At 64.4% G+C, this 19,316-nt stretch carries 21 protein-coding genes and 1 other RNA gene; 8 read left to right on the top strand and 14 right to left on the bottom strand.

Annotated features, from left to right (window positions below; translation table 11 throughout):
- Window positions 1-106: 106 nt before the first annotated feature.
- The gene (locus tag M622_RS37530) at window positions 107-1,051 is read left to right on the top strand and encodes a bestrophin family protein (protein WP_021250877.1); all 945 of its coding nucleotides are present in this window, start codon (window positions 107-109) and stop codon (window positions 1,049-1,051) included.
- A 111-nt stretch (window positions 1,052-1,162) separates the two neighbouring features.
- On the opposite strand, the gene M622_RS37525 is transcribed toward M622_RS37530, so the two are convergent.
- On the bottom strand, window positions 1,163-2,845 hold the full coding sequence (locus M622_RS37525) for a cation acetate symporter (protein ID WP_021250876.1): 1,683 nt from the start codon (window positions 2,843-2,845) through the stop codon (window positions 1,163-1,165).
- Window positions 2,842-3,162 carry a DUF485 domain-containing protein gene (locus M622_RS37520; protein ID WP_021250875.1) on the bottom strand — a complete coding sequence of 107 codons (321 nt, stop codon included), beginning with the start codon at window positions 3,160-3,162 and terminating at the stop codon, window positions 2,842-2,844. The genes M622_RS37525 and M622_RS37520 overlap by 4 nt, the downstream gene beginning before the upstream one ends.
- Window positions 3,163-3,326: 164 nt before the next feature.
- On the opposite strand from M622_RS37520, the gene M622_RS37515 reads away from it, so the two are divergent.
- Window positions 3,327-4,109: an enoyl-CoA hydratase/isomerase family protein gene (locus M622_RS37515; protein WP_021250874.1), complete on the top strand. Its 783-nt coding sequence runs from the start codon at window positions 3,327-3,329 to the stop codon at window positions 4,107-4,109.
- A gap of 45 nt (window positions 4,110-4,154) precedes the next feature.
- Here the strand turns inward: M622_RS37515 and pgaD are convergent, their stop codons facing one another.
- The 3 genes from pgaD to M622_RS37505 are packed head-to-tail and all read right to left on the bottom strand — an operon-like array spanning window position 4,155 to window position 7,746.
- Window positions 4,155-4,634 carry a poly-beta-1,6-N-acetyl-D-glucosamine biosynthesis protein PgaD gene (gene pgaD / locus M622_RS0120730; protein WP_084520809.1) on the bottom strand — a complete coding sequence of 160 codons (480 nt, stop codon included), beginning with the start codon at window positions 4,632-4,634 and terminating at the stop codon, window positions 4,155-4,157.
- A complete protein-coding gene (pgaC, locus tag M622_RS37510) occupies window positions 4,592-5,860 on the bottom strand; it encodes a poly-beta-1,6-N-acetyl-D-glucosamine synthase (RefSeq protein WP_031347522.1) in 1,269 nt (422 codons plus the stop codon). Before pgaC ends, pgaD begins: the two co-directional genes overlap by 43 nt.
- A gap of 29 nt (window positions 5,861-5,889) precedes the next feature.
- Window positions 5,890-7,746, bottom strand: coding sequence for a tetratricopeptide repeat protein (locus M622_RS37505; protein ID WP_021250871.1), 1,857 nt, complete (start codon window positions 7,744-7,746; stop codon window positions 5,890-5,892).
- Window positions 7,747-7,959: 213 nt separating this feature from the next.
- Here M622_RS37505 and M622_RS37500 point away from each other — a divergent pair, with 213 nt between their 5' ends.
- Entirely contained in the window at window positions 7,960-8,838 is an 879-nt protein-coding gene (locus M622_RS37500) for a PA14 domain-containing protein (protein ID WP_021250870.1), read from the top strand.
- 77 nt (window positions 8,839-8,915) lie between these two features.
- On the opposite strand, the gene M622_RS37495 is transcribed toward M622_RS37500, so the two are convergent.
- Genes M622_RS37495 through M622_RS37480 form a run of 4 tightly spaced genes read right to left on the bottom strand, consistent with a single transcriptional unit; the run spans window position 8,916 to window position 12,167 of the window.
- Window positions 8,916-9,557, bottom strand: a complete 642-nt coding sequence (locus M622_RS37495) for a DUF3299 domain-containing protein (protein ID WP_021250869.1) — start codon at window positions 9,555-9,557, stop codon at window positions 8,916-8,918.
- 2 nt (window positions 9,558-9,559) lie between these two features.
- On the bottom strand, window positions 9,560-10,846 hold the full coding sequence (locus M622_RS37490; protein ID WP_021250868.1) for an ABC transporter permease: 1,287 nt from the start codon (window positions 10,844-10,846) through the stop codon (window positions 9,560-9,562).
- Complete coding sequence (locus M622_RS37485; RefSeq protein WP_021250867.1) at window positions 10,843-11,589, bottom strand: ABC transporter ATP-binding protein; 747 nt, start codon at window positions 11,587-11,589, stop codon at window positions 10,843-10,845. Before M622_RS37485 ends, M622_RS37490 begins: the two co-directional genes overlap by 4 nt.
- Window positions 11,589-12,167, bottom strand: a complete 579-nt coding sequence (locus M622_RS37480) for a DUF2796 domain-containing protein (protein WP_052028754.1) — start codon at window positions 12,165-12,167, stop codon at window positions 11,589-11,591. The genes M622_RS37485 and M622_RS37480 overlap by 1 nt, the downstream gene beginning before the upstream one ends.
- Window positions 12,168-12,251: 84 nt before the next feature.
- Between M622_RS37480 and M622_RS37475 the strand changes: the two genes are divergently transcribed.
- Genes M622_RS37475 through M622_RS37460 form a run of 5 tightly spaced genes read left to right on the top strand, consistent with a single transcriptional unit; the run spans window position 12,252 to window position 15,655 of the window.
- Complete coding sequence (locus tag M622_RS37475) at window positions 12,252-12,731, top strand: Fur family transcriptional regulator (protein ID WP_021250865.1); 480 nt, start codon at window positions 12,252-12,254, stop codon at window positions 12,729-12,731.
- Entirely contained in the window at window positions 12,728-12,901 is a 174-nt protein-coding gene (locus M622_RS40355) for a hypothetical protein (RefSeq protein ID WP_021250864.1), read from the top strand. Before M622_RS37475 ends, M622_RS40355 begins: the two co-directional genes overlap by 4 nt.
- Complete coding sequence (locus tag M622_RS37470) at window positions 12,883-13,737, top strand: metal ABC transporter ATP-binding protein (RefSeq protein ID WP_021250863.1); 855 nt, start codon at window positions 12,883-12,885, stop codon at window positions 13,735-13,737. The genes M622_RS40355 and M622_RS37470 overlap by 19 nt, the downstream gene beginning before the upstream one ends.
- Window positions 13,738-13,797: 60 nt before the next feature.
- A complete protein-coding gene (locus M622_RS37465; protein WP_021250862.1) occupies window positions 13,798-14,664 on the top strand; it encodes a metal ABC transporter permease in 867 nt (288 codons plus the stop codon).
- 40 nt (window positions 14,665-14,704) lie between these two features.
- On the top strand, window positions 14,705-15,655 hold the full coding sequence (locus tag M622_RS37460) for a metal ABC transporter solute-binding protein, Zn/Mn family (RefSeq protein ID WP_021250861.1): 951 nt from the start codon (window positions 14,705-14,707) through the stop codon (window positions 15,653-15,655).
- A gap of 34 nt (window positions 15,656-15,689) precedes the next feature.
- Here the strand turns inward: M622_RS37460 and M622_RS37455 are convergent, their stop codons facing one another.
- From M622_RS37455 to ilvD, 5 genes are all read right to left on the bottom strand, one after another.
- Window positions 15,690-16,496 (bottom strand): sulfite exporter TauE/SafE family protein, encoded by an 807-nt coding sequence (locus tag M622_RS37455; RefSeq protein WP_021250860.1) that lies wholly within the window; start codon window positions 16,494-16,496, stop codon window positions 15,690-15,692.
- Between the two features lie 195 nt (window positions 16,497-16,691).
- A non-coding RNA gene (ssrS, locus tag M622_RS39970) (6S RNA) lies at window positions 16,692-16,875 on the bottom strand.
- A gap of 37 nt (window positions 16,876-16,912) precedes the next feature.
- Window positions 16,913-17,209: a cell division protein ZapA gene (locus tag M622_RS37450; protein ID WP_021250859.1), complete on the bottom strand. Its 297-nt coding sequence runs from the start codon at window positions 17,207-17,209 to the stop codon at window positions 16,913-16,915.
- A gap of 11 nt (window positions 17,210-17,220) precedes the next feature.
- Window positions 17,221-17,415 (bottom strand): hypothetical protein, encoded by a 195-nt coding sequence (locus M622_RS37445; RefSeq protein WP_021250858.1) that lies wholly within the window; start codon window positions 17,413-17,415, stop codon window positions 17,221-17,223.
- 36 nt (window positions 17,416-17,451) lie between these two features.
- On the bottom strand, window positions 17,452-19,302 hold the full coding sequence (gene ilvD, locus M622_RS37440; RefSeq protein WP_031347519.1) for a dihydroxy-acid dehydratase: 1,851 nt from the start codon (window positions 19,300-19,302) through the stop codon (window positions 17,452-17,454).
- Window positions 19,303-19,316: the final 14 nt, after the last annotated feature.

The following is a 19,316-nucleotide window of genomic DNA, read 5'->3' as shown; positions in this document are numbered from 1 at the left end:
TGTCACTTTGACTGTGCCGAGAATGGTATTACGCGGACATGACTTCACGCGATAGAGTGGCGCCCCCCCGCGAAACCAATCGCTCCGTCACTCGAGCACCACCCTCATGATCGTCCGTCCCCGCCCCCGCGGCATCGAATATTTTCTCGTCCTCCACGGCTCCATCCTTCCGACGATCTGGCTCAAGCTCACGCTCACGGTAGTCACTGCGGTGCTGGTCACCCTCGCCCACGGCGCCCTCTTTCACGTCAAGGTCATCCTCACCCCGATGCCCTTCAACCTGATGGGGTTGGCGCTGGCGATCTTCCTCGGCTTCCGCAACTCGGCAAGCTACGAGCGTTTCTGGGAGGGGCGCAAGCTGTGGGGAGCGTTGATGGTGACGAGCCGCGATCTCGCACGTCAGTTCGAGTCCTTCCTGCACCCGGCCGGCGGCGGCGAGGATGAAGCGGCCGAACTCGCCCACACCCGCCACCGCATGACGCGCGCCATCATCGCCTATGCCCACGCCTTGCGTCACCATCTGCGCGGCAGCGATCCGGGACCCGACTTTGACCGTCTGCTGCCTGCCGACTGGCGCCCAGCGCTGGCACACGCAGAGCACCGCCCGGCCGCAGTCCTTCAGCGCCTGGGCGGGGAGCTGCGCCTGTGCATCGAGCGCGCTTGGGTGGCGCCGATCCTGGCACAGGAGATAGACCGCAGCTTCAGCCGTCTCGGCGAGGTTCTCGGTGGCTGCGAGCGCATCCGCAGCACGCCCATCCCGTTCTCCTATTCGGTCCTGCTGCACCGCACGGTCTACGTGTATTGCTACCTGCTGCCGTTCGGCCTCATCGACACCATCGGCAACTTCACCCCGCTGGTGGTCGGCATCGTCGCCTACACATTCTTCGGCCTGGACGCGATCGGCGACGAGATCGAAGAGCCGTTCGGCACCACCGCCAACGATCTGCCGCTTTCAGCGCTCAGCCACGCGGTGGAGGCCGACCTGCGCGAATTGAGCGGAGAGGGCTGCACGCCGCCATCGCCCAAGGCGGTCAACTACTGCCTGCAATAGCCCGCGCATCGCATGCTGGGCGCACATGGAAAAAGCCCCGCACGGCAGCTCTGCCGGGCGGGGCTTGAATACGCGGCTGCAGGGGCCAGGACGCCCCCGCAGTCAGTCCGTTCAGTGTGCAGAGGCCGTGTCTGCACCCACGCCCGTCTGGGCACGCACGTACTGGTCCTCGAAGGCTTCGATTTCGCGCTTGCCCTCTGCGCTGCTGTCCATCTTCGACACCAGGAAGGTGGCGAGGAAGGCGAGCGGCATCGAGAACAGGGCGGGCTGGGTGTAGGGGAAGATCGGCGAGGCAAAGCCCAGCACGTCGACCCACACCGACTTCGACAGCACGACGAAAGTCACCGCGCTGAGCAGACCCAGATAACCACCGGCGAGCGCACCCTTGGTGGTCAGACCGCGCCAGTACATCGACAGGATCAGCACCGGGAAGTTGGCCGAAGCCGCCACACCGAAGGCCAGCGCGACCATGAACGCGATGTTCATCTTCTCGAAGGCCATGCCCAGCAGCACTGCAACCAGGCCCAGGCCGATGGTGGCGAACTTGGTGACGCGCAGCTCCTTCTTTTCGTCGGACTTGCCCTTCATGATCACGCTGGCGTAGATGTCGTGCGAGATCGCCGCCGCTCCTGCCAGCGCAAGACCCGCCACCACCGCAAGAATGGTCGCGAAGGCCACTGCCGAGAGGAAGCCGAGCAGCAGGTTGCCGCCGACCGCCTGCGCCAGGTGCATGGCGATCATGTTGCCACCGCCGATCACCTTGCCGCCGATCACGCCACCTTCAAAGAAGTCCGGGTTCTGACCGACGATCAGGATCGCGCACAGTCCCATGATGGCGATGACGTTGAAGAAGTAGGCGACGATGCCCGAGGCGTACAGCACCGACTTGCGTGCTTCCTTGGCATTGGTCACGGTGAAGAAGCGCATCAGGATGTGCGGCAGACCTGCGGTGCCGAACATCAGACCGAGGCCGAGCGAAATGGCCGTCACCGGATCGGCAAGCAGGCTGCCCGGGTTGAGCAGGCCCTGGCCGAGCTTGTGAACTTCCATCGCGCGCGTGGTCAGCTCGTCAAAGCTGAAGTTGAACTGGCTGAATGCCAGCACGCCGACCGTGGTACCACCGACGAGCAGCATGCAGGCCTTGATGATCTGCACCCAGGTGGTGGCGACCATGCCACCGAAGGTGACATACACCATCATCAGGCCACCGACGACGAACAGCGCGATGTTGTAGTCCAGGCCGAAGAGCAGCTTGATGAGCTGACCGGCACCGACCATCTGCGCCACCAGATAGAAGCACACCACGGTCAGCGAGCTGATCGCGGCCATGGTGCGCACCTTGCCCTGATTGAGGCGGTAGGCGGTGATGTCGGCGAAGGTGAACTTGCCCAGGTTGCGCAGGCGCTCAGCCATCAGGAACAGGATGATCGGCCAGCCGACGAAGAAGGACAGCATGTAGATGTAGGCATCGACACCCTGCACGTACAGCATCGCGGTCAGGCCGAGCAGCGTCGCCGCCGACATGTAGTCACCGGCGATCGCAAGACCGTTCTGAAAACCGGTGATGCCCCCGCCTGCGGTGTAGAAGTCAGACGTGGACTTGGTGCGGCTGGCCGCCCAGTAGGTAATGCCCAGGGTGAGCAACACGAACACGAAGAACATCGCGATCGCGTGCAGGTTGAGCGACTGCTTCTGCGTCGCATCCATCGCAGGCCCGGCAGCCAGAACCGGGGCCGAGATGGCGAGCGAGAGCAGGCCGGCACTGAGCCGGGAGAAGAGTTGGGAGTTGATCATTTTTCTGCCTTCCATCCAGCCTTGACGATTTCCTGGTTGATGTCATCGAACTCGCCATTGGCGCGACGCACGTAGACCAGAGTCAGGATCCAGAAAAAGATGAACTGGACGAAAGCGGCCAGAATGCCGAAGGTCAGGTTGCTGCCCTCGAACAGTCGCTTGCCGATCAACTCGGGCGCGAAGGCCACGAGCAGAACGAAGCCATAAAATACCACCAGCACGATGGCCGCAAGAATGCCCGCAAAGCGGGTGCGCTTGGCCACCAGTTCGGTAAAGCGCGGATTGCGCCTGATGTGCGCATAGACTGAGCTAGACACTTTCTCCCTCCTCAAGGAACAGCAACGTTGAAAAACGTACTCCCCACCCCCCTTTGACCGCTCGGCCGTCTGCTGCGGCGTTCCAGTGTTGCGGATGATATATCATCCATAAGACTCCATACATGTCCGTATGGAAACTTTTTATTCATTGCTCTGCATATACCATGGATTCAGGGATCTTGTTTGATTTCAGTGCCGGCATCGCCACCGTGACGCTGCACAACCCAGGCAAACTCAACGCGGTGAACGCCGAGATGTGGCGCGGCCTGTCCAGCGCCATGCAGCGCGTGGCGCAGACGCCGGAGGTCCGCTGCGTGATCCTGCGCGGCGCAGGCGAGGAGGCCTTTGCTGCAGGCGGCGACATCGAAGAGTTCCTGACCGTGCGCGCCACGGTGGAGGACGCCCTGCACTACCACGACGAGCTGGTCGCGAGCGCACTGGATGCGATCCGGTCGTGCGCACTGCCCACGGTGGCGGCGATCCGCGGCGCCTGCATCGGCGGCGGCCTGGAGATAGCCGGCTGCTGCGACATTCGCATCGCGGGCGAGTCGTCGCGCTTCGGGGCGCCGATCAATCGCCTCGGTTTCTCGATGTACCCGGGCGAGATGGCCGGCCTGCTCGCACTCGTTGGCCCGGCCGTGGTGCTGGAGATCTTGCTCGAGGGGCGCATCCTGAGCGCACGCGAGGCGCTGGACAAGGGCCTGCTGTCACGCGTGGTGGACGATGCCAGGGTATTCGACGAAGCCGCAGCCTGTGCCGCGCGCATCTGTGCCGGTGCGCCTCTGGTGGCACGCTGGCACAAGCAGTGGGTGAAGCGGCTGATGAACGGCGCGCCACTGAGCGAGGCCGAAAAACGCGAGGCCTTCGACTTTCTCGCCACCGCTGATTATCGCGAGGGGCTGGATGCCTTCCTGCACAAGAGAACGCCCCGCTTTACGGGGCGATGATCCTTGCTGCGCATCTCCTTGCGACCACATGCCACCCCATGAGCTTCACATTTGCGGGATGGCGGTCACCGCGCGAATGTCACCTGCTTCGCCATGCTCAACGATGACCACCCGCATCTGCTGCCACGCCAGGACACTCTCCTCGGAGCGCCCCAGCATCGTCGCGATTGCCGCTGGCGTAACGGAAGGAAAAGCCTTGCGGCGATCCATTCCTCGAAACCGGAGATGATTGTATTTTGCCCAGGTCAGAAGCACGAAGCTGATCAGGAAAATGATGGCAGCATAAATACTGATGAGCTCCACGAAGCCGCCTATTCCGCCAAGATCAAACATGTGCACCTTGAATTGCCAGCCGAAGAACGCCCATCCAGTCAGGGTCAGTAACGGCATCCACAAGGCAAGCCAGAGGAGCCAGAAAAAGGTGGTGAGAGCCCCGGAAATTGCGCGCTGCGACCAGGACTGAAGGTCAGGACGATCAATGATCAGGGAACATGGGGTCGAATTCCACGATCCGGACTTTTCCATCTTGCGCGCCTTCTTCCTCTGAGCAGAACACTCGGCAGTGCAACGACCGAGGTGCAGACATTAAGAATCCAGTACGCCAGCGGGTACCAGATCATCCAGTAGTAATAGCGACCGTATCCTCGTTCATAGCGAGAATCGAGGAACATGCTCACACCGAACTGCAAAAGACAGGTGGAGCCAATCACAAGCCCACCCCAACCGGGCGCAAGACTGCGAATCTGCAACGCTTCAGGCAGATCAACAAGCAGACCCACGCCAAACAACAGGACAATGAGGGCCATCGAATAGGCCCAGGCGACACTGGTGAAATATTCGATGTAGATCGGCCACAAGCGCCGCTGGCGCCAGCGCAAGAGAACGCCAAATTGCGTCATCAGAACCTGGCTTCCCCCCATCGCCCAGCGCAAACGCTGGCGCCAGAGCCCGCGCAAGGTTTCGGGCATCAGAATCCAGCACAAGGCATTGGGCTCGAAGCGGACGTCCCAGTGACGCACCTCGAGGCGCCAGCTGACATCAATGTCTTCGGTGAGTGCATCGGGGTTCCAGTAGCCAACGTCATGAAGAGCGCTGCGACGAAAGCACACCATCACACCCGATACCGTGAAGACCTTGCCGTAAGTGCGCTGAGCGCGCTTGATGAGACCGATGATGGAAGAGAACTCACCGACCTGAATCTTTCCAATGAGGGTCGAACGGGTGCGGATACGTGGGTTGCCCGTCACGGCCCCCACCCGTGGACTGCCCAGCAAGTGCCGCATCATCCACTTGAGACAATGCATGTCCACCAGGGAGTCGCCGTCGATACACAGGAAATAATCATGCCTCGCCAAGGTTGCCGCCGTGTTCAGGCCCACCGCCTTACCCTGATTACGGGCAAGACGGACAACGCGGATACGGTCATCGCCTTGTGCCAGGCGTTCGATATGGGCACCCGTATCGTCGGTGCTGCCATCATCAATGAGCAAGATCTCATATTCCGGGTAATCCAGTGCCTGCAGCGCGGCCACCGTTTCGCAGATGTTTTCACCCTCGTTATGGCAGGGCACGAGGATGCTCACGGCCGGATAGTGCAGTAGGGGAGGCGGCTTATCGGGCGGTGGATCCTTGCGCTCGTAATGCAGGTAATAGTAGAGACCACCGCTCATCCACAGATAGGCCATGAAAAGCGGATAATAAAAACAGAAGGCAAAGAGGACGCGAACAAGATCGGTCGTGAATTCAATCATGATCGGCACTCGTCGTTTTCTCGAGTCATTTAGAAATACATGCTGAGCGCGCCGTAGAGATAGGCACGCGTCTCATGGTCGCCGTCATAGGGAAAACGGCGAACGCCAATGCCGTACCGAGCAGAGAGCTCATCACTCGCCTTCCATTCATGCTCATATCTCAGTTCGCCAAAGACCTTCCAGCCATGGTCGATATCGCGCTGCTCAGTATCACGTGGCTCCGCCGCAGACTGCTGCCGATAGCTTCCCAAGCTTGCAGCGACGCGCTGATTGAAGCGCCGGCCATAGTCGTGCCAGGTCAGCCAATCCGAAACGACCATTACCGAGAGCGCATAGTCACGCCTGGGGTTGAAATACTCAGCGCCAGCTCGAGTATTGCTGCTGGTATAGGCTGCGCCATGCACGTCGATGGTGTGCCGCGGGGCGGCATGAACACGCTCGATCCAGGTCGTGGTCAAAGTCTCACGGCTGTTGCCATCCTTGAAGTCGTAGTAACCCACATCCGCCAAGAAGCGCCGTGACTCATTGACGAAATGGGTGACACCAAGGGCAAGTCGATGCGCGCTGAGCACCGTACCGAAATCCTCAAGGTAGTAATAACGCCCCTTCACGGAAACGTCATCAGCATGAGACTCAGCGCTGGCGCGAAAACCCCAATGATCCGAGGCCTGCAAACTGCCGCGTAGGGAGAAGGTGGTGTCGCGTCCGTAAGTGCGCTCGCGACCGAGCTCGGCCGCCATGCTCCAGTCACGTCGCGTCAGCTCCAGTCCGGCCCCAACGCGGATATGCTGCGCCCGATTGTCGTCAAAATCCGCGGCAACCCGGTGATGATGCGCGAACAGCCTCAGCCCACTCGTCGCCAGTGGGCCATGGAGCCAAAGATCGGTGCTGATATCGTCCTTGCCAGCAATGCTGCCGTAGCCGCGCCCGGCATTGACTTCCATGCTCAACCAGGCCCGACGCGCGGAGTTCCAGGAGTTCGTCAAACGCCTGACCGCCGGATGCTCAGGGGCATGTTCATTGAGTCGATCAAGCTGGGCGTGCACCTCGTCCAGGGCGCCTGCGGCCCACGCAGCCTCGGCCAGCCCGACTGCAGCACGGATGTTGTCGGGTGCTGCGGCGAGCGCACCGGCGTAAGTCTTTTCAGCAGTCCGCGGCAGTCCGCGCGCCTGCGCCAGGGCAGCCTCCTCCAGCGCCGCCTCCACGGTGTCACGCTCATCCGCGCCGAGAGCGTCCACGAGTTGCTGCGCCTGCGCCAACCGATCATTGAATCGTGTCATGCGCACGCGCAGCAGACGGACATCGAGCGATGCGCGATCGATACGTTCAAGCGTGCTCAGCGTGCTCTCGAGCTCGTGCAGTTGCCCGGCCTCAAGATAGGCGTACGCGAGGTTTACGTGCAGCGCCACCGATTCGGGCTGCACCGCGAGCGCGGCACGATAATGCCTTGCGGCCTCAAGCGGGCGACGCTGGCGCATCGCGACGTCACCGGCGACCTGGATGGCAAACGGGGGCAAGACAGCATCGCCACCCAACTCCGTCAACAGCCTGGCCGCCTCATCGTCACGGCCGCGGGCTGCAAGCGCCAACGCCCGATCAAGTCGCAGCGCACGCTCAACCGGAGAAAAGCCACCGGCCGCAAGCAGCCTTTCGAGTCGCTCGGCATTGTCCTTGAGGGCATCATCGATGCGTGCGTAGCGCGCCGGCGTCCAGTCTCGATCCAATTGACGCATGCCCGCACGAATCAGCTCTGCATTCGCCTGCTGCTCCTCCCACCATACAGCTGCAGACACGGGCTCGACGCCAGCACCATCCACGCACCAGGCCAGTTTGCAGAAAGCAAGCAGGGCCAGTGAAAAAAGCGTGCGTGGGGACAGGAGGATCATGATGCGCAGCCGACTCGACGAAAAAGCACAGGCCGATACTCATTGATGTGAGCACCCTTGAACAGGGCGCAGATCACGCTCGATGAGCTCAAGCCATAAGAACGCCAAACCGGTGCAGACCTTGTTCATTTCGTGATGGACTTCCTCGACAACTGCCCCCCTGTCATCAACAATCCCCACCATAAGAATTCATATGAATCAGGGGCAAACGCCATGCCAAATCTCCTTTTGAAGTCTTTCAGCGCGCTCGCCTGCTGCGTCTGCCTGGCTCACCCCGCATCGGCCACGCTCATGCTCGACCCGCTGAGCACGGCCTCCTATGTGACCGGCGGAGGCCTGTCTGCAACCTGGAGCCAGATCCGCGACGATTACCGTTTCAGCCAGCAGACCTGGGTTGAACCCGGTCAGGGCCCGCAAGCAATCGGCAACTTCAGCTGGGGCACCGGAATCTGGGGCACGGTAGACATCGCCCATGTGCACAACCTCTCGCCTACCGACGCCGCCCTCATCGGCCGCGTGAGCACGGTGTCGGCAGTGAGCTTCGCGAACCAGACCTACAATGATTTCGCCAGCAACGGTAGCTATGGCTCCTGGGGCTACGACTACCAACGCCCGCTAGCGCCCATCGTGGCGCAGACCGGAGTACAAACGAACTACGCGGCAAGCTTTGGTGGCTTCGTCTACATCGCCGAGGCTGGCCTCTACGACTTCAGCTTGTTTGCCGATGACGGCTTCACGTTCGCGCTTACCGGCGCCAACGGGATGCTCGGGGTCAGTCGCGAAACGCTGGCAGGGAGCAGTACCGGGCGTGATCATTACACCCTCAGCGGCGCCAATGGCAACAGCGCCGTGAGCCTGGGCAGCGGCTATTACGGCATCCAGATTGACTACTTCAACCGCCTTGAGTCGGGCGTCATCGATCTCGCCCTGTGGGGGCCACAAGACCAGGACTGGCACAGCATCTCTTCAGACCGGCTCTATGTATCCATCCCGAGCAACTCCGTGTCCGAGCCTGGCATGCTCGCGCTGCTGACATTGGGACTCATAGGCCTGGGCGGCAGCCAACGCGGCAGGAAATTCCGCTCAGTCTGAGGTCGGGACAAGCTGGCGGCAGCGCACACGACGCCGTTCGGCGCGTGGCTGCACTGCCTGCCCAGCCCAGGTATGTTTTAACGTGGCAGCGGCTCGGTGTACGCCTCCACCTTCATGGCGCGCATCTGATAGCCCGCGCTCCCCAACTCCGACGCCACCCTGCCCACGTTCAGCACCCCATTCACCCACACCGGCGACATGTTCAGGCCGGCTGCGATGGGCTGGTCGGGGATGACGTGAATGAGCTGGTTGGCGGGCGGGGGCGGCACGTGCACACAGGCGCCAAAGTAGGGCACGAGCAGGAACTCGCGGATCGTCCTGCCGTCGCTTTCAAGGGGCACGACAAAGCCGGGGATGCGCACCTGCTGGCCGGAGAAACGCTCCACCACCGGCGCCCGGTCCCATTCTTCGCGCATGCGCTGCATGAGCTCCATCGCGCGCGGATCGTTGTCCTGCAGATCGTCGAGCTCGAGGTCAGCAAGGAACTTCTCGGGGTTCCAGTCGGCAGGGATCAGATCATCCCAGCTGATCTCGCGAAAGCCCGTCTTGCCGCCCTTGTCGGCGCCGGCGAGGCGGTCGCCGACCTGATGGCTGCCACCGGATTGCGCCCACACGGGTGGCGCCAGGCCCAGCGTCAGCCCACTCAGGGCCACCAACGACAGCATCATTGGCAGCATCAAGCGGGCTGCGCGCAGGCGCGCAGGTTTCAAAAGCATCATCTCTAGATCCTGATCGTCAGTCCATCGGCGAGCGAATAACGGTAGGCGCGCCACGCCGGCACCAGGCTCGCCACCAGGCTGGCGCCCAGCACCGCAGCCAGCAGCCGCCACTCGCCTGCAGCAGGCCAATCCAGCACCAGATTCAATCCATGGCTCGCCGCCAGCCAGGGCGCGGCCAGCGCCGTCGCACCATACAGCACGCCCATTCCCAGCACGATGCCCGCCAGGGACAAGAGCACGCTCTCCAGCGCCAGCAGGGCAAAGATCTGCATTGGGCTGGCCCCCAGGGCGCGCAGGATGGCCAGCTCGCGCCTGCGCTCGCCCAGGCTGGCGACCACCACCGCCACCAGCCCGGCAAGGCCGACCACCACCACCAGCGCCGACACCGCCAGCAGCGCGCGCTCGGCGATGCCCACCAGCGCCCACAGCTCCTGCAGCGTGGCACCCGGCAGGATCGCCGTCAGCGGCTCATTGGCAAAGCTGTTGATCTGGCGCTGCACACGGAACACTGCGATGCGGCTGTCCAGCCCCACCAGCGCCGCTGTCACCGACTTGGGGCTGAGGTCGAACTTGCGCACATGCTCGGGCGCGATCGACAGCCCTGGAATCGGCGCGCCGCCATGCCAATCGACGTGGATGGCCTCGATGCCCTCCAGCCCCACCAGCACCGCCCGATCCACCGGCGTGGCGCTGGGCGCGAGCACGCCGACGATGGTGAAGGGCTTGTCGGCATGATCGGCAAAGCGCGGCCCGCCCTCACCGCCCAGGCTGCCATGGCTCAGCACGATCTGCTGCCCCACACGATAGGCGAAGCGCGCCGCCACTTCGGCCCCGATCACCGCCTCGAACAGGCCATCGGGCGCGGCCGCGAACGCCCGCCCCGCGGCAAAGCCCAAAGTGCGCCGGTCGCCATGGCGGTAATGCGTGAAGAACTCTGCCGTGGTGCCCACCACCCGCATGCCGCGGTGAGAATCCCCAAGCGAGATCGGCACCAGCCACTTCACCTGCGGCAGGGCTGCGATATGCTGGATGCTCGGCCACGACACGTTGTTGCTGGCATTGCCGATGTGAAACACCGCATACAGCAGCAACTGCAGCGCCCCGCCACGCGCCCCCACCACCAGGTCAGTGCCGGAAATGGTCTGCGCAAAACCCTCGCGCGCATCGTTGCGCAGGCGCTCCACCCCCAGCAGCAGCGCCACCGACAGCGCAACCGCAATCACTGTGAGCGCCACCGACAAGCGTCGATTGCCGATGCTGCGCAGCGCGAGCACAAACATCGGGCTCATGGCCTCGGCTCCGTCAAGGCGGCCACGCGATTGATGCGGGCCAGATCCAGCACACGATCGAAATGCCGCGCCAGTCGCAGGTCGTGGCTGACGAACAGCAAGGCCGCTCCCGCCGCCGCGCATTCGCCGCGCAGCAAATCGATGAAGGCCTGCTGGCGATCGGCGTCGAGCGCCGAAGTCGGTTCGTCAGCGATGATCAAGCCGGGTCGCCCGATCAGCGCGCGCGCCGCGGCCACGCGCTGCTGCTGGCCCACCGACAGCTCCGCGGCCGCGCGAGCGAGAACATCGCCCCCCAGATCGAGGCGCTCGGCAAGGCGCGCAAGCTCGGCTGCGGGCGAAGTGTTGCGCGCCCTCAGCCGCGCACGGCGCGCCGCCGAGAAACGGCAGGCGAGCAAGATGTTGTCGCGTGCCGACAGATAAGGCAGCAGGTTGAACATCTGAAACACGAAGCCGACGTGATCCGCCCGAAAACGATCGCGCGCGCCGGCCGACAAACGATCGAGCGCCTGACCCGCAACCGTGACCGTCCCCGCCTGCGGCTGGATGACTCCGCCCACCAGAGACAGCAAGGTAGTCTTGCCGCTGCCGCTGGGGCCGCGTACAAAGACGCGCTCACCCGCGGCCAGCACGAGCTCATCGATGGCCAGGCAGTCCGCCGCCGCGCGCGGCCAGCGATATCGCACTGCGCTCATCACCACCGCAGGCGCAGGCACGGCGCGTGCGGCATCAGGAGCCTTCTCCATCACCAGTAGAGGTAGGGCGTGGCGGGCTTCAGTGTCGCCGCGCCCTGCCCCTTCGCCGTTGCACTTTGAGCACGCACTTCATGCAGTCGTGGGAAAGCATCGAACAAGCGCGTGTGCAGGCGCTCAAGCTTGTGCGGCGCAGCGCACTCGTAGTGGTAGAGCGCCACCATCTCGGCATGCGCAGCGGAGGGTGCGGACGCATGTTCATGATCGGGGCTGACGTCATGGTCGTGGTCTTGCCCCCGGTCGTGCTCATCGCGTGCACCCTGCAGCCAGGGCGATTCAAGCACGACCTCCTGCAGCACACACTCTGCCTCGGCCGACAGCTGCAAGAGCGCGGCCGCATCACGCAGGCGGGCTTGGGCCGCGCCCATCGCCGTGCGCTGTGCGTCCGTACGGGGCGCATGCTCGAAACCCACCAGATTGTCGAGCGGGCTGACAAATTCGATCATCAGCGTCGCGCCCTCACTGACAACGCGCAACACGGCAACACCGTGCTCGTGCGCCGCGTCCGCATGAACCGGGCTGGCACTGGCCAGACCACCGGCCATCAGGATGGATAGGGCAAAAGCTCTCATCACTTCTCCACACAAGATACAAGCTTGGCTCAGGTTTCAAATGCTACAATGTTGCATCAAAACTCGAACGGCCGCCATTCTGTCATGCCCGCCCCTGCCTCTTCCAGCCCTGTTCCTGCGGATTTCCCCGCGACCACCGCCAGCGCGCTGATTGCCGCGCACGGCGGCCGCGTCACGCGCACCCGGGTCGCCGTCATCGAGGCCTTGCAGGGCGCTGCGCACCCGCTGTCCCATGACGAGGTCGGTGTCGCGCTCACCGATGCCGGCATCGCCCACGACCGTGTCACGCTCTATCGCGCGCTCGAATGGCTCGTCGACAAGGACATCGCGCAGCGCATCGCGGCCAGTGAGCGCGCCTGGCGCTTCGAGATCCGGCGCGGCGGCGAGCACCGCCACGCACACTTCCACTGCGACCGTTGCGGCCAGGTGCTGTGCCTGGAAGACGTGCCCTCCGACTCGAAGCCGGCGCTGCCTGCCGGCTTCGAGCTGGACCGCAGCGAACTCGTGCTGCACGGCGCCTGTGCCGACTGCGGCCGCCGCGGCCTCAAGATGGAGGCGCGATGAACAACACCGCGCACCATCACGCGCACGAGCGCAAGCCCCCTTCCCCTGCACCCAGACCGTGGGCCTACCCGCCGCGCAGCCTGCTCGGCGTCGGCGTTGGCGCGCGCCTGGGCCTTGCAACGCTGGGCAGTGGTGTGCTGTGGCTCACCGTATGGTGGGCGATGAATTGAACACGCATCCTGCCACTCCCTTGATCCGAATCGAAAACCTCACGCTGGGCTATGACCGCCACCCGGCGGTGCACCACCTCAGCGGCGACATTGCGGCCGGCGCGCTGGTGGCTGTCATTGGCCCCAACGGCGCCGGCAAGTCCACCCTGCTCAAAGGCCTGGCGGGCGAGCTGCGCCCGATCGGTGGCCGCATCCTGATGCCCGGCGTGCACCCGCGCGCGCTCGCCTATCTGCCGCAGCGTGGCGAGATCGACCATGGTTTTCCGGTGTCGGTGTTCGACGTCGTCGCCATGGGACTATGGCGCGAAGTGGGCGCCTTCGGGGGCCTGTCGCGGGCGCAGCGCCAGCGCGTGCACGACGCCCTGGCCGCGGTGGGCATGGCCGGTTTCGAGGCGCGTCTGATCGGCTCGCTGTCGGGCGGGCAGCTGCAGCGCGCGCGCTTTGCCCGCCTGATCCTGCAGGATGCGCCGCTGATCCTGCTCGACGAGCCCTTCGCGGCCATCGACACTCGCACCGTGGATGATCTCATCGCCCTCATCCTGGGCTGGCATCGCGAAGGACGCACGGTGCTCACCGTGGTGCACGACCTCGAGCAGGTGCGCCGCCACTTTCCGACCTGTTTGTTGCTGTCGCGCGAACCGGTGGCATTCGGCCCCACCGCCCAGGTATTGACGACTGAACTGCTCGCGCGCGCGCGCCACCTGTCCGAAGCGTTCAACGACGACGCACCCGAATGCCAGCTCGAAGGCGCGCCCGCCACCGCCCCCCCCCTGCCTGGCGCTGCGCAGCCGCAAGCCCACCCCGAGGCGCACGGTCACGCCGCGCATCGCCACTAGCCCCGGATCACCCCTGCAGCTCTTCGCCCCACTTCGCAGCACCTTCATTGCGCCCTCACCGTGACCGACTTCCTCATCTCGCCCTTCACCGACTTTGCCTTCATGCGCCGCGCACTGGCCGGCTGCCTGGCGCTTGCGCTGGGCGCCACGCCGGTCGGCGTGTTCCTGCTGCTGCGCCGCATGAGCCTGATGGGCGACGCCATGAGCCACGCCATCCTGCCCGGCGCGGCGCTCGGCTACCTCACCTTCGGCTTGTCGCTGGGCGCGATGACGATTGGTGGCATCATCGCCGGACTGTTCGTGGTGCTCGCCGCAGGCGTGGTCACGCGCGCGTCGGTGCTCAAGGAAGACGCCAGCCTCGCCGCCTTCTACCTGCTGTCGCTGGCAGCAGGCGTGATGATCGTGTCGCTGCGCGGGCGCAACCTCGACCTGCTGCATGTGCTGTTCGGCTCGGTGCTGGCACTGGACGACGGCTCACTGCTGCTGATCACCACGATCGCCAGCGTCACCCTGTTCTGCCTCGCCTTGCTGTTCCGCCCGCTGGTGATGGAGTGCTTTGATCCGGCCTTTCTGCGCGGCGTCAGCAACTGGTCTGCGGCGGCGCATTACGGCTTTCTGATGCTGGTGGTGCTCAACCTGGTGAGCGGCTTTCACGCCCTTGGCACCCTGATGGCAGTGGGCATCATGATCCTGCCTTCGGCCGCAGCGCGGCTATGGGCGCGCGGCCTGCCCATGCTGCTGCTGCTCGCCGTGCTGTTCGCCTTCGGCAGTGGCGCCGCCGGCCTGCTGCTGTCCTTCCACGCCGACGTGCCGGCCGGGCCGGCAATCGTGTTGATGTGTGGCCTGGTGTATTTCATCTCGCTGCTCGCCGCACCGGGCGGGCTGCTGGCCGGCCGCCTGCCGGTGCGCCACCACCTCGAGTCCTGACCGCTCCCCACTTCCCATCCACTCACCCTGACGTGCCGCCATGAAAACCCACCGACTGACGCTGTGCCGCTTTGCCGCCGCCCTTGGCCTGTTCACCCTCAGCAGCACGACCACCCTGGCGCAGCCACCGGCGCTGGAGGTGACGACCAGTTTCAGCATCCTGGGCGACCTCGTGCGCCAGGTCGGTGGCGACAAGGTCAATGTTCGAACCCTGGTGGGCACCGACGAAGACGCCCACGCCTTCCAGCCGCGTCCGTCCGACGCCCGTGCCATCGGCGCCTCCGCGCTGGTGGTGGTCAATGGCCTGGGCTTCGACGACTGGATGACGCGGCTCGCGCGCTCGGGCGGCTTCAAGGGCCAGATCGTGGTCGCCAGCGCGGGCATCAACACGCTGGCGATGGTCGATGGCGATGACCACGGCCACGATAGCCACGCCTACCAGCACGGCCACGCGCACGCTGCCGACCCGCACGCCTGGCAGGACCTTGGCAACGCACAGCGCTATGTGGCCAATATCGCCGCCGCGCTGGCACTCACCGACCCCACCCACGCCGACACTTATCGTGCCAACGCCGAGCGCTACAACGGTGAGCTCAAAGCGCTCGACAGCGAGATCCGCGCCGCCTTCGCAGCCCTGCCCAGCGAGCGCCGCAAGGTGGTGAGTTCGCACGACGCCTTCGCCTACTTCGGCCAGGCCTACGGCATCCGCTTCCTGTCACCGGTTGGCGTATCGAACAACGCCGAACCCACCGCCAAGGACGTCGCCAGCCTGATCCGCCAGCTCAAGACGGAAGAAATCCCCGCGGTCTTCATCGAAAACGTGGTCGAGCCGCGCCTGATCGAGCGCATCCGCAGCGAAAGCGGCACTCGCGTCGGGGGCACCCTGTACTCGGACGCGCTGTCGGCGGCGGGCGGTCCGGCGCCCGACTATCTGTCGATGATGCGCTCCAACTTCAAGACCCTGCACGAGGCCCTCCGCCCCGCGCCCTAGACCGAAACGGCCGCGTGCCCGCGCCGCGCTCACGTCAGCCAAAGATGCTGTGCAGCATCTTCGCGCACAGCGCCATCAGCAAGCCGGCAAAGATCTTCTTCAGCAGCGCCACCGGCAAGCGATGCGCCAGGCGCGCGCCCATCGGCGCCATCACCATGCTGACCAGTGACACCAGCACGAGCGCGGGCAGATACACATAGCCCAGCGTCAGCGCGGGGGTTCCAGCGGCGTTCCAGCCATTGACGAGATAGCCGAGGGTGCCGGCGAGCGCGATCGGCAGCCCGATCGCCGCCGACGTGCCGATCGCGTTCTGCACCTTGAGGTTGCACCAGGTCATGAAGGGTACCGACAGCGAGCCGCCACCGATCGCCACCAGCGCCGACACGCCGCCTATGCCCAGACCGACAGCCGTCATGCCCGCCAGGCCGGGCAACTCGCGGCTGGGCTTGGGCTTGATGTTGAGCAGCATCTGAATCGACACGTAGGCCATGAACACGGCGAAGAAGATCGCCAGCCCCGCCGTATCCACCCTGGACGCAATGAAAGTGCCGGCAAAGGTGCCCACGAGGATGCCGGGCGTGATCCGGCGCACCACGCCCCAATGCACTGCGCCATGGGCATGATGGGCGCGCAGGCTGGAGATCGAGGTCAGCACGATGGCGGCCATCGAGGTACCGAGCGCCATGTGCACCACCTGCGCCAGCGCAAAGCCCTGGGCGAGGAAGAGCGTCGTCAGGATGGGCACCATGATGCCGCCGCCACCGACACCGAGCAGACCGGCAACGAAACCCACGACCGCGCCCAGCACCGGGTAACTCAACCACCAGAGATCGAAAATCATGCACAGAGATCCTTATTGCTTAGGCTATCGTCGCCCGCAACCGGACGATGCCCGTGATGGACCTGGTCACGGCGGCCCGGGTTCGAAGTTTTCAATACGGGGTGCCGCGCGCCAGCCCCTGCACTTGGCGAAAATCCCCGGTACACGCAAAGTAAACGCAAAAAGGCGCAACCGTCATGGCTGCGCCTTTTCGTTTGGCCCCCCGCCTGTGCCGTCTAGGCCGAGTGTCCTGAACCTAGGGTTCAGGGAGGCTGCGTTCCTTCCGCTTCAGGATCACCCGACTAGGGGCGTTCACACCAGCGGCATCAATGGTCGGCAACCGAGTCTCTCGACTATTGGTTCAAGGAATCTACGACTTCGACGAACACTGCAGGGGATTGATCGGTACTGCATTTCGGCTTGCCCGGAGCGCTCCCTCAGAAAGGCTTTTCCTGTTGCTCCAGCACCCCATCGAGGCGTGCTTTCATGAGTCCGATTCTACGCTTCACACCCGCCATGTCAAACCCGTCGCCACGCTGATGCTGGAGGAATTCATGGGCGATATTGAGGGCGGTCATGACCGCCAGCTTTTCGCCTGTCGCGTTTGTCTTCACGCTCAGATCCGAGAACTTGTCGCTGAGGTAGGCCACGGTTGCCAGCAGCTCGTCCCGCGTTTCGGGAGTGCACGAAACCCGATACTCCTTGCCCAGCAACATCACATCCAGTTGATTCATCGACACGTTTCTCAAGCCTCCGGCAATTTGTCGAGCACGGCCTCAAGCCGCTCGGTGGCAAGCTTGAGCTTGGCCGAGAGCTTGCGGTTGTCGGCCTCGAGTTGCGCGACGCGTCCATGCAGGCCGCTGTTGTCGGCTTTCAGGCGGCCGTAGCGGCCAATGAGTTGTTCGAGCTGAGTCTCGAGCTGGGCAAGTTCGGTTTCCATGGCGCCGATGTTAGAGAGGGCTTTCCCAGCGGTCAATCAACGCTGCACCTGAGTCACGTCGCGCACCGCGCCGGTATCGGCCGAGGTGGTGAGCGCGGCGTAGGCCTGCAGGGCAGCCGACACCAGGCGCTCGCGCTTGACGGGCTTCCAGGCCGCAGCACCCTTGGCGTCCATCGCACGCCGGCGCGCGGCGAGTTCGTCCGCAGAAATGACGAGCTCGATGCTGCGCTGCGGAATGTCGATCGCAATCGTGTCGCCATCCTCGATCAGGGCGATCGCACCGCCGCAGGCGGCCTCGGGCGAGGCGTGACCGATGGAAAGGCCAGACGTGCCACCCGAGAAGCGCCCGTCGGTGAGCAGCGCGCATTGCGCACCCAGCCCCCGGCTCTTCAGGTAGGAGGTCGGATAGAGCATTTCCTGCATCCCCGGCCCGCCCTTCGGCCCTTCGTAGCGAATGATGACCACCTCACCGGGCTGCACCTGTTCACCCAGAATGCCCTCCACCGCATCTTCCTGGCTTTCGTACACCCGTGCCTTGCCGGTGAACTTCCAGATCGACTCATCGACACCCGCCGTCTTCACGATGCAGCCTTTCTCGGCGATGTTGCCGTAGAGCACGGCGAGGCCGCCGTCCTGGCTGAAAGCATGGGCGTGGTCACGGATGATGCCGTGCGCGCGATCCATGTCGAGCTCGTTCCAGCGCCGGTTCTGCGAGAACGCGACCTGCGTCGGCACCCCACCGGGCGCGGCGCGAAACAGCCTGAACACCTCGGGGTCATGCGCCTGCATGATGTCCCAGCGCGCGATGGCCTCCGCCATGCTCCTGCTGTGCACAGTCGGCACCTCGCGGTTGATGAGGCCGGCGCGATCGAGCTCACCGAGGATGCTCATGATGCCGCCTGCACGGTGCACGTCCTCGACGTGCACATCGGCGATGGCGGGCGCCACCTTGCACAGGCAGGGCACGCGCCGGCTGATGCGGTCGATGTCCTTCATGGTGAAGTCCACGCCCGCCTCGTGCGCGGCGGCCAGCAGGTGCAGCACGGTGTTGGTCGAGCCGCCCATGGCGACGTCGAGGCTGATCGCGTTCTCGAACGCGGCGAAGCTCGCAATCGAACGCGGCAGCGCCGACTCGTCATCGTGCTCGTAGTAGCGCCGTGCCAGGTCGACGATGCGGTGCCCCGCCTCCTTGAACAGCTGCTCACGATCGGCATGGGTGGCGAGCGTGGTGCCGTTGCCCGGCAGCGACAGGCCCAGCGCCTCGGTGAGGCAGTTCATCGAGTTGGCGGTGAACATGCCCGAGCACGAACCACAGGTCGGGCAGGCGGAGCGCTCGACCGCCGCCAGCTCTTCGTCGGAGCAGTCCTTGTCGGCCGCCTTCACCATCGCATCGACGAGGTCGAGCGAGATGACCTTGGCCTCCCACTTGACCTTGCCCGCCTCCATCGGCCCGCCCGAGACGAAGATCGCGGGGATGTTGAGGCGCAGCGCAGCCATCAGCATGCCCGGGGTGATCTTGTCGCAGTTCGAGATGCACACCAGCGCGTCCGCGGTGTGGGCGTTGCACATGTACTCGACGCTGTCGGCGATGAGCTCGCGCGAAGGCAGCGAGTACAGCATGCCGCCGTGACCCATGGCGATGCCGTCATCGACCGCGATGGTGTTGAACTCCTTGGCGACGCCGCCGGCGGCCTCGATCTCGCGCGCGACCAACTGGCCCATGTCCTTCAGGTGCACGTGGCCGGGCACGAACTGGGTGAAGCTGTTGGCGATCGCGATGATCGGCTTTTCGAAGTCACCGTCCTTCATGCCGGTGGCGCGCCACAGCGCGCGGGCACCCGCCATGTTACGACCGGCGGTGGAGGTGCGGGAACGATACTGAGGCATGACGGCGCTCCGAT

Origin of the sequence: Thauera terpenica 58Eu (genome assembly GCF_000443165.1) — a bacterium.
In the GTDB taxonomy this organism is placed as follows: domain Bacteria; phylum Pseudomonadota; class Gammaproteobacteria; order Burkholderiales; family Rhodocyclaceae; genus Thauera; species Thauera terpenica.
Note: the sequence above shows the minus strand (reverse complement) of the source record. Positions and strands in the feature narration are given on the sequence as shown.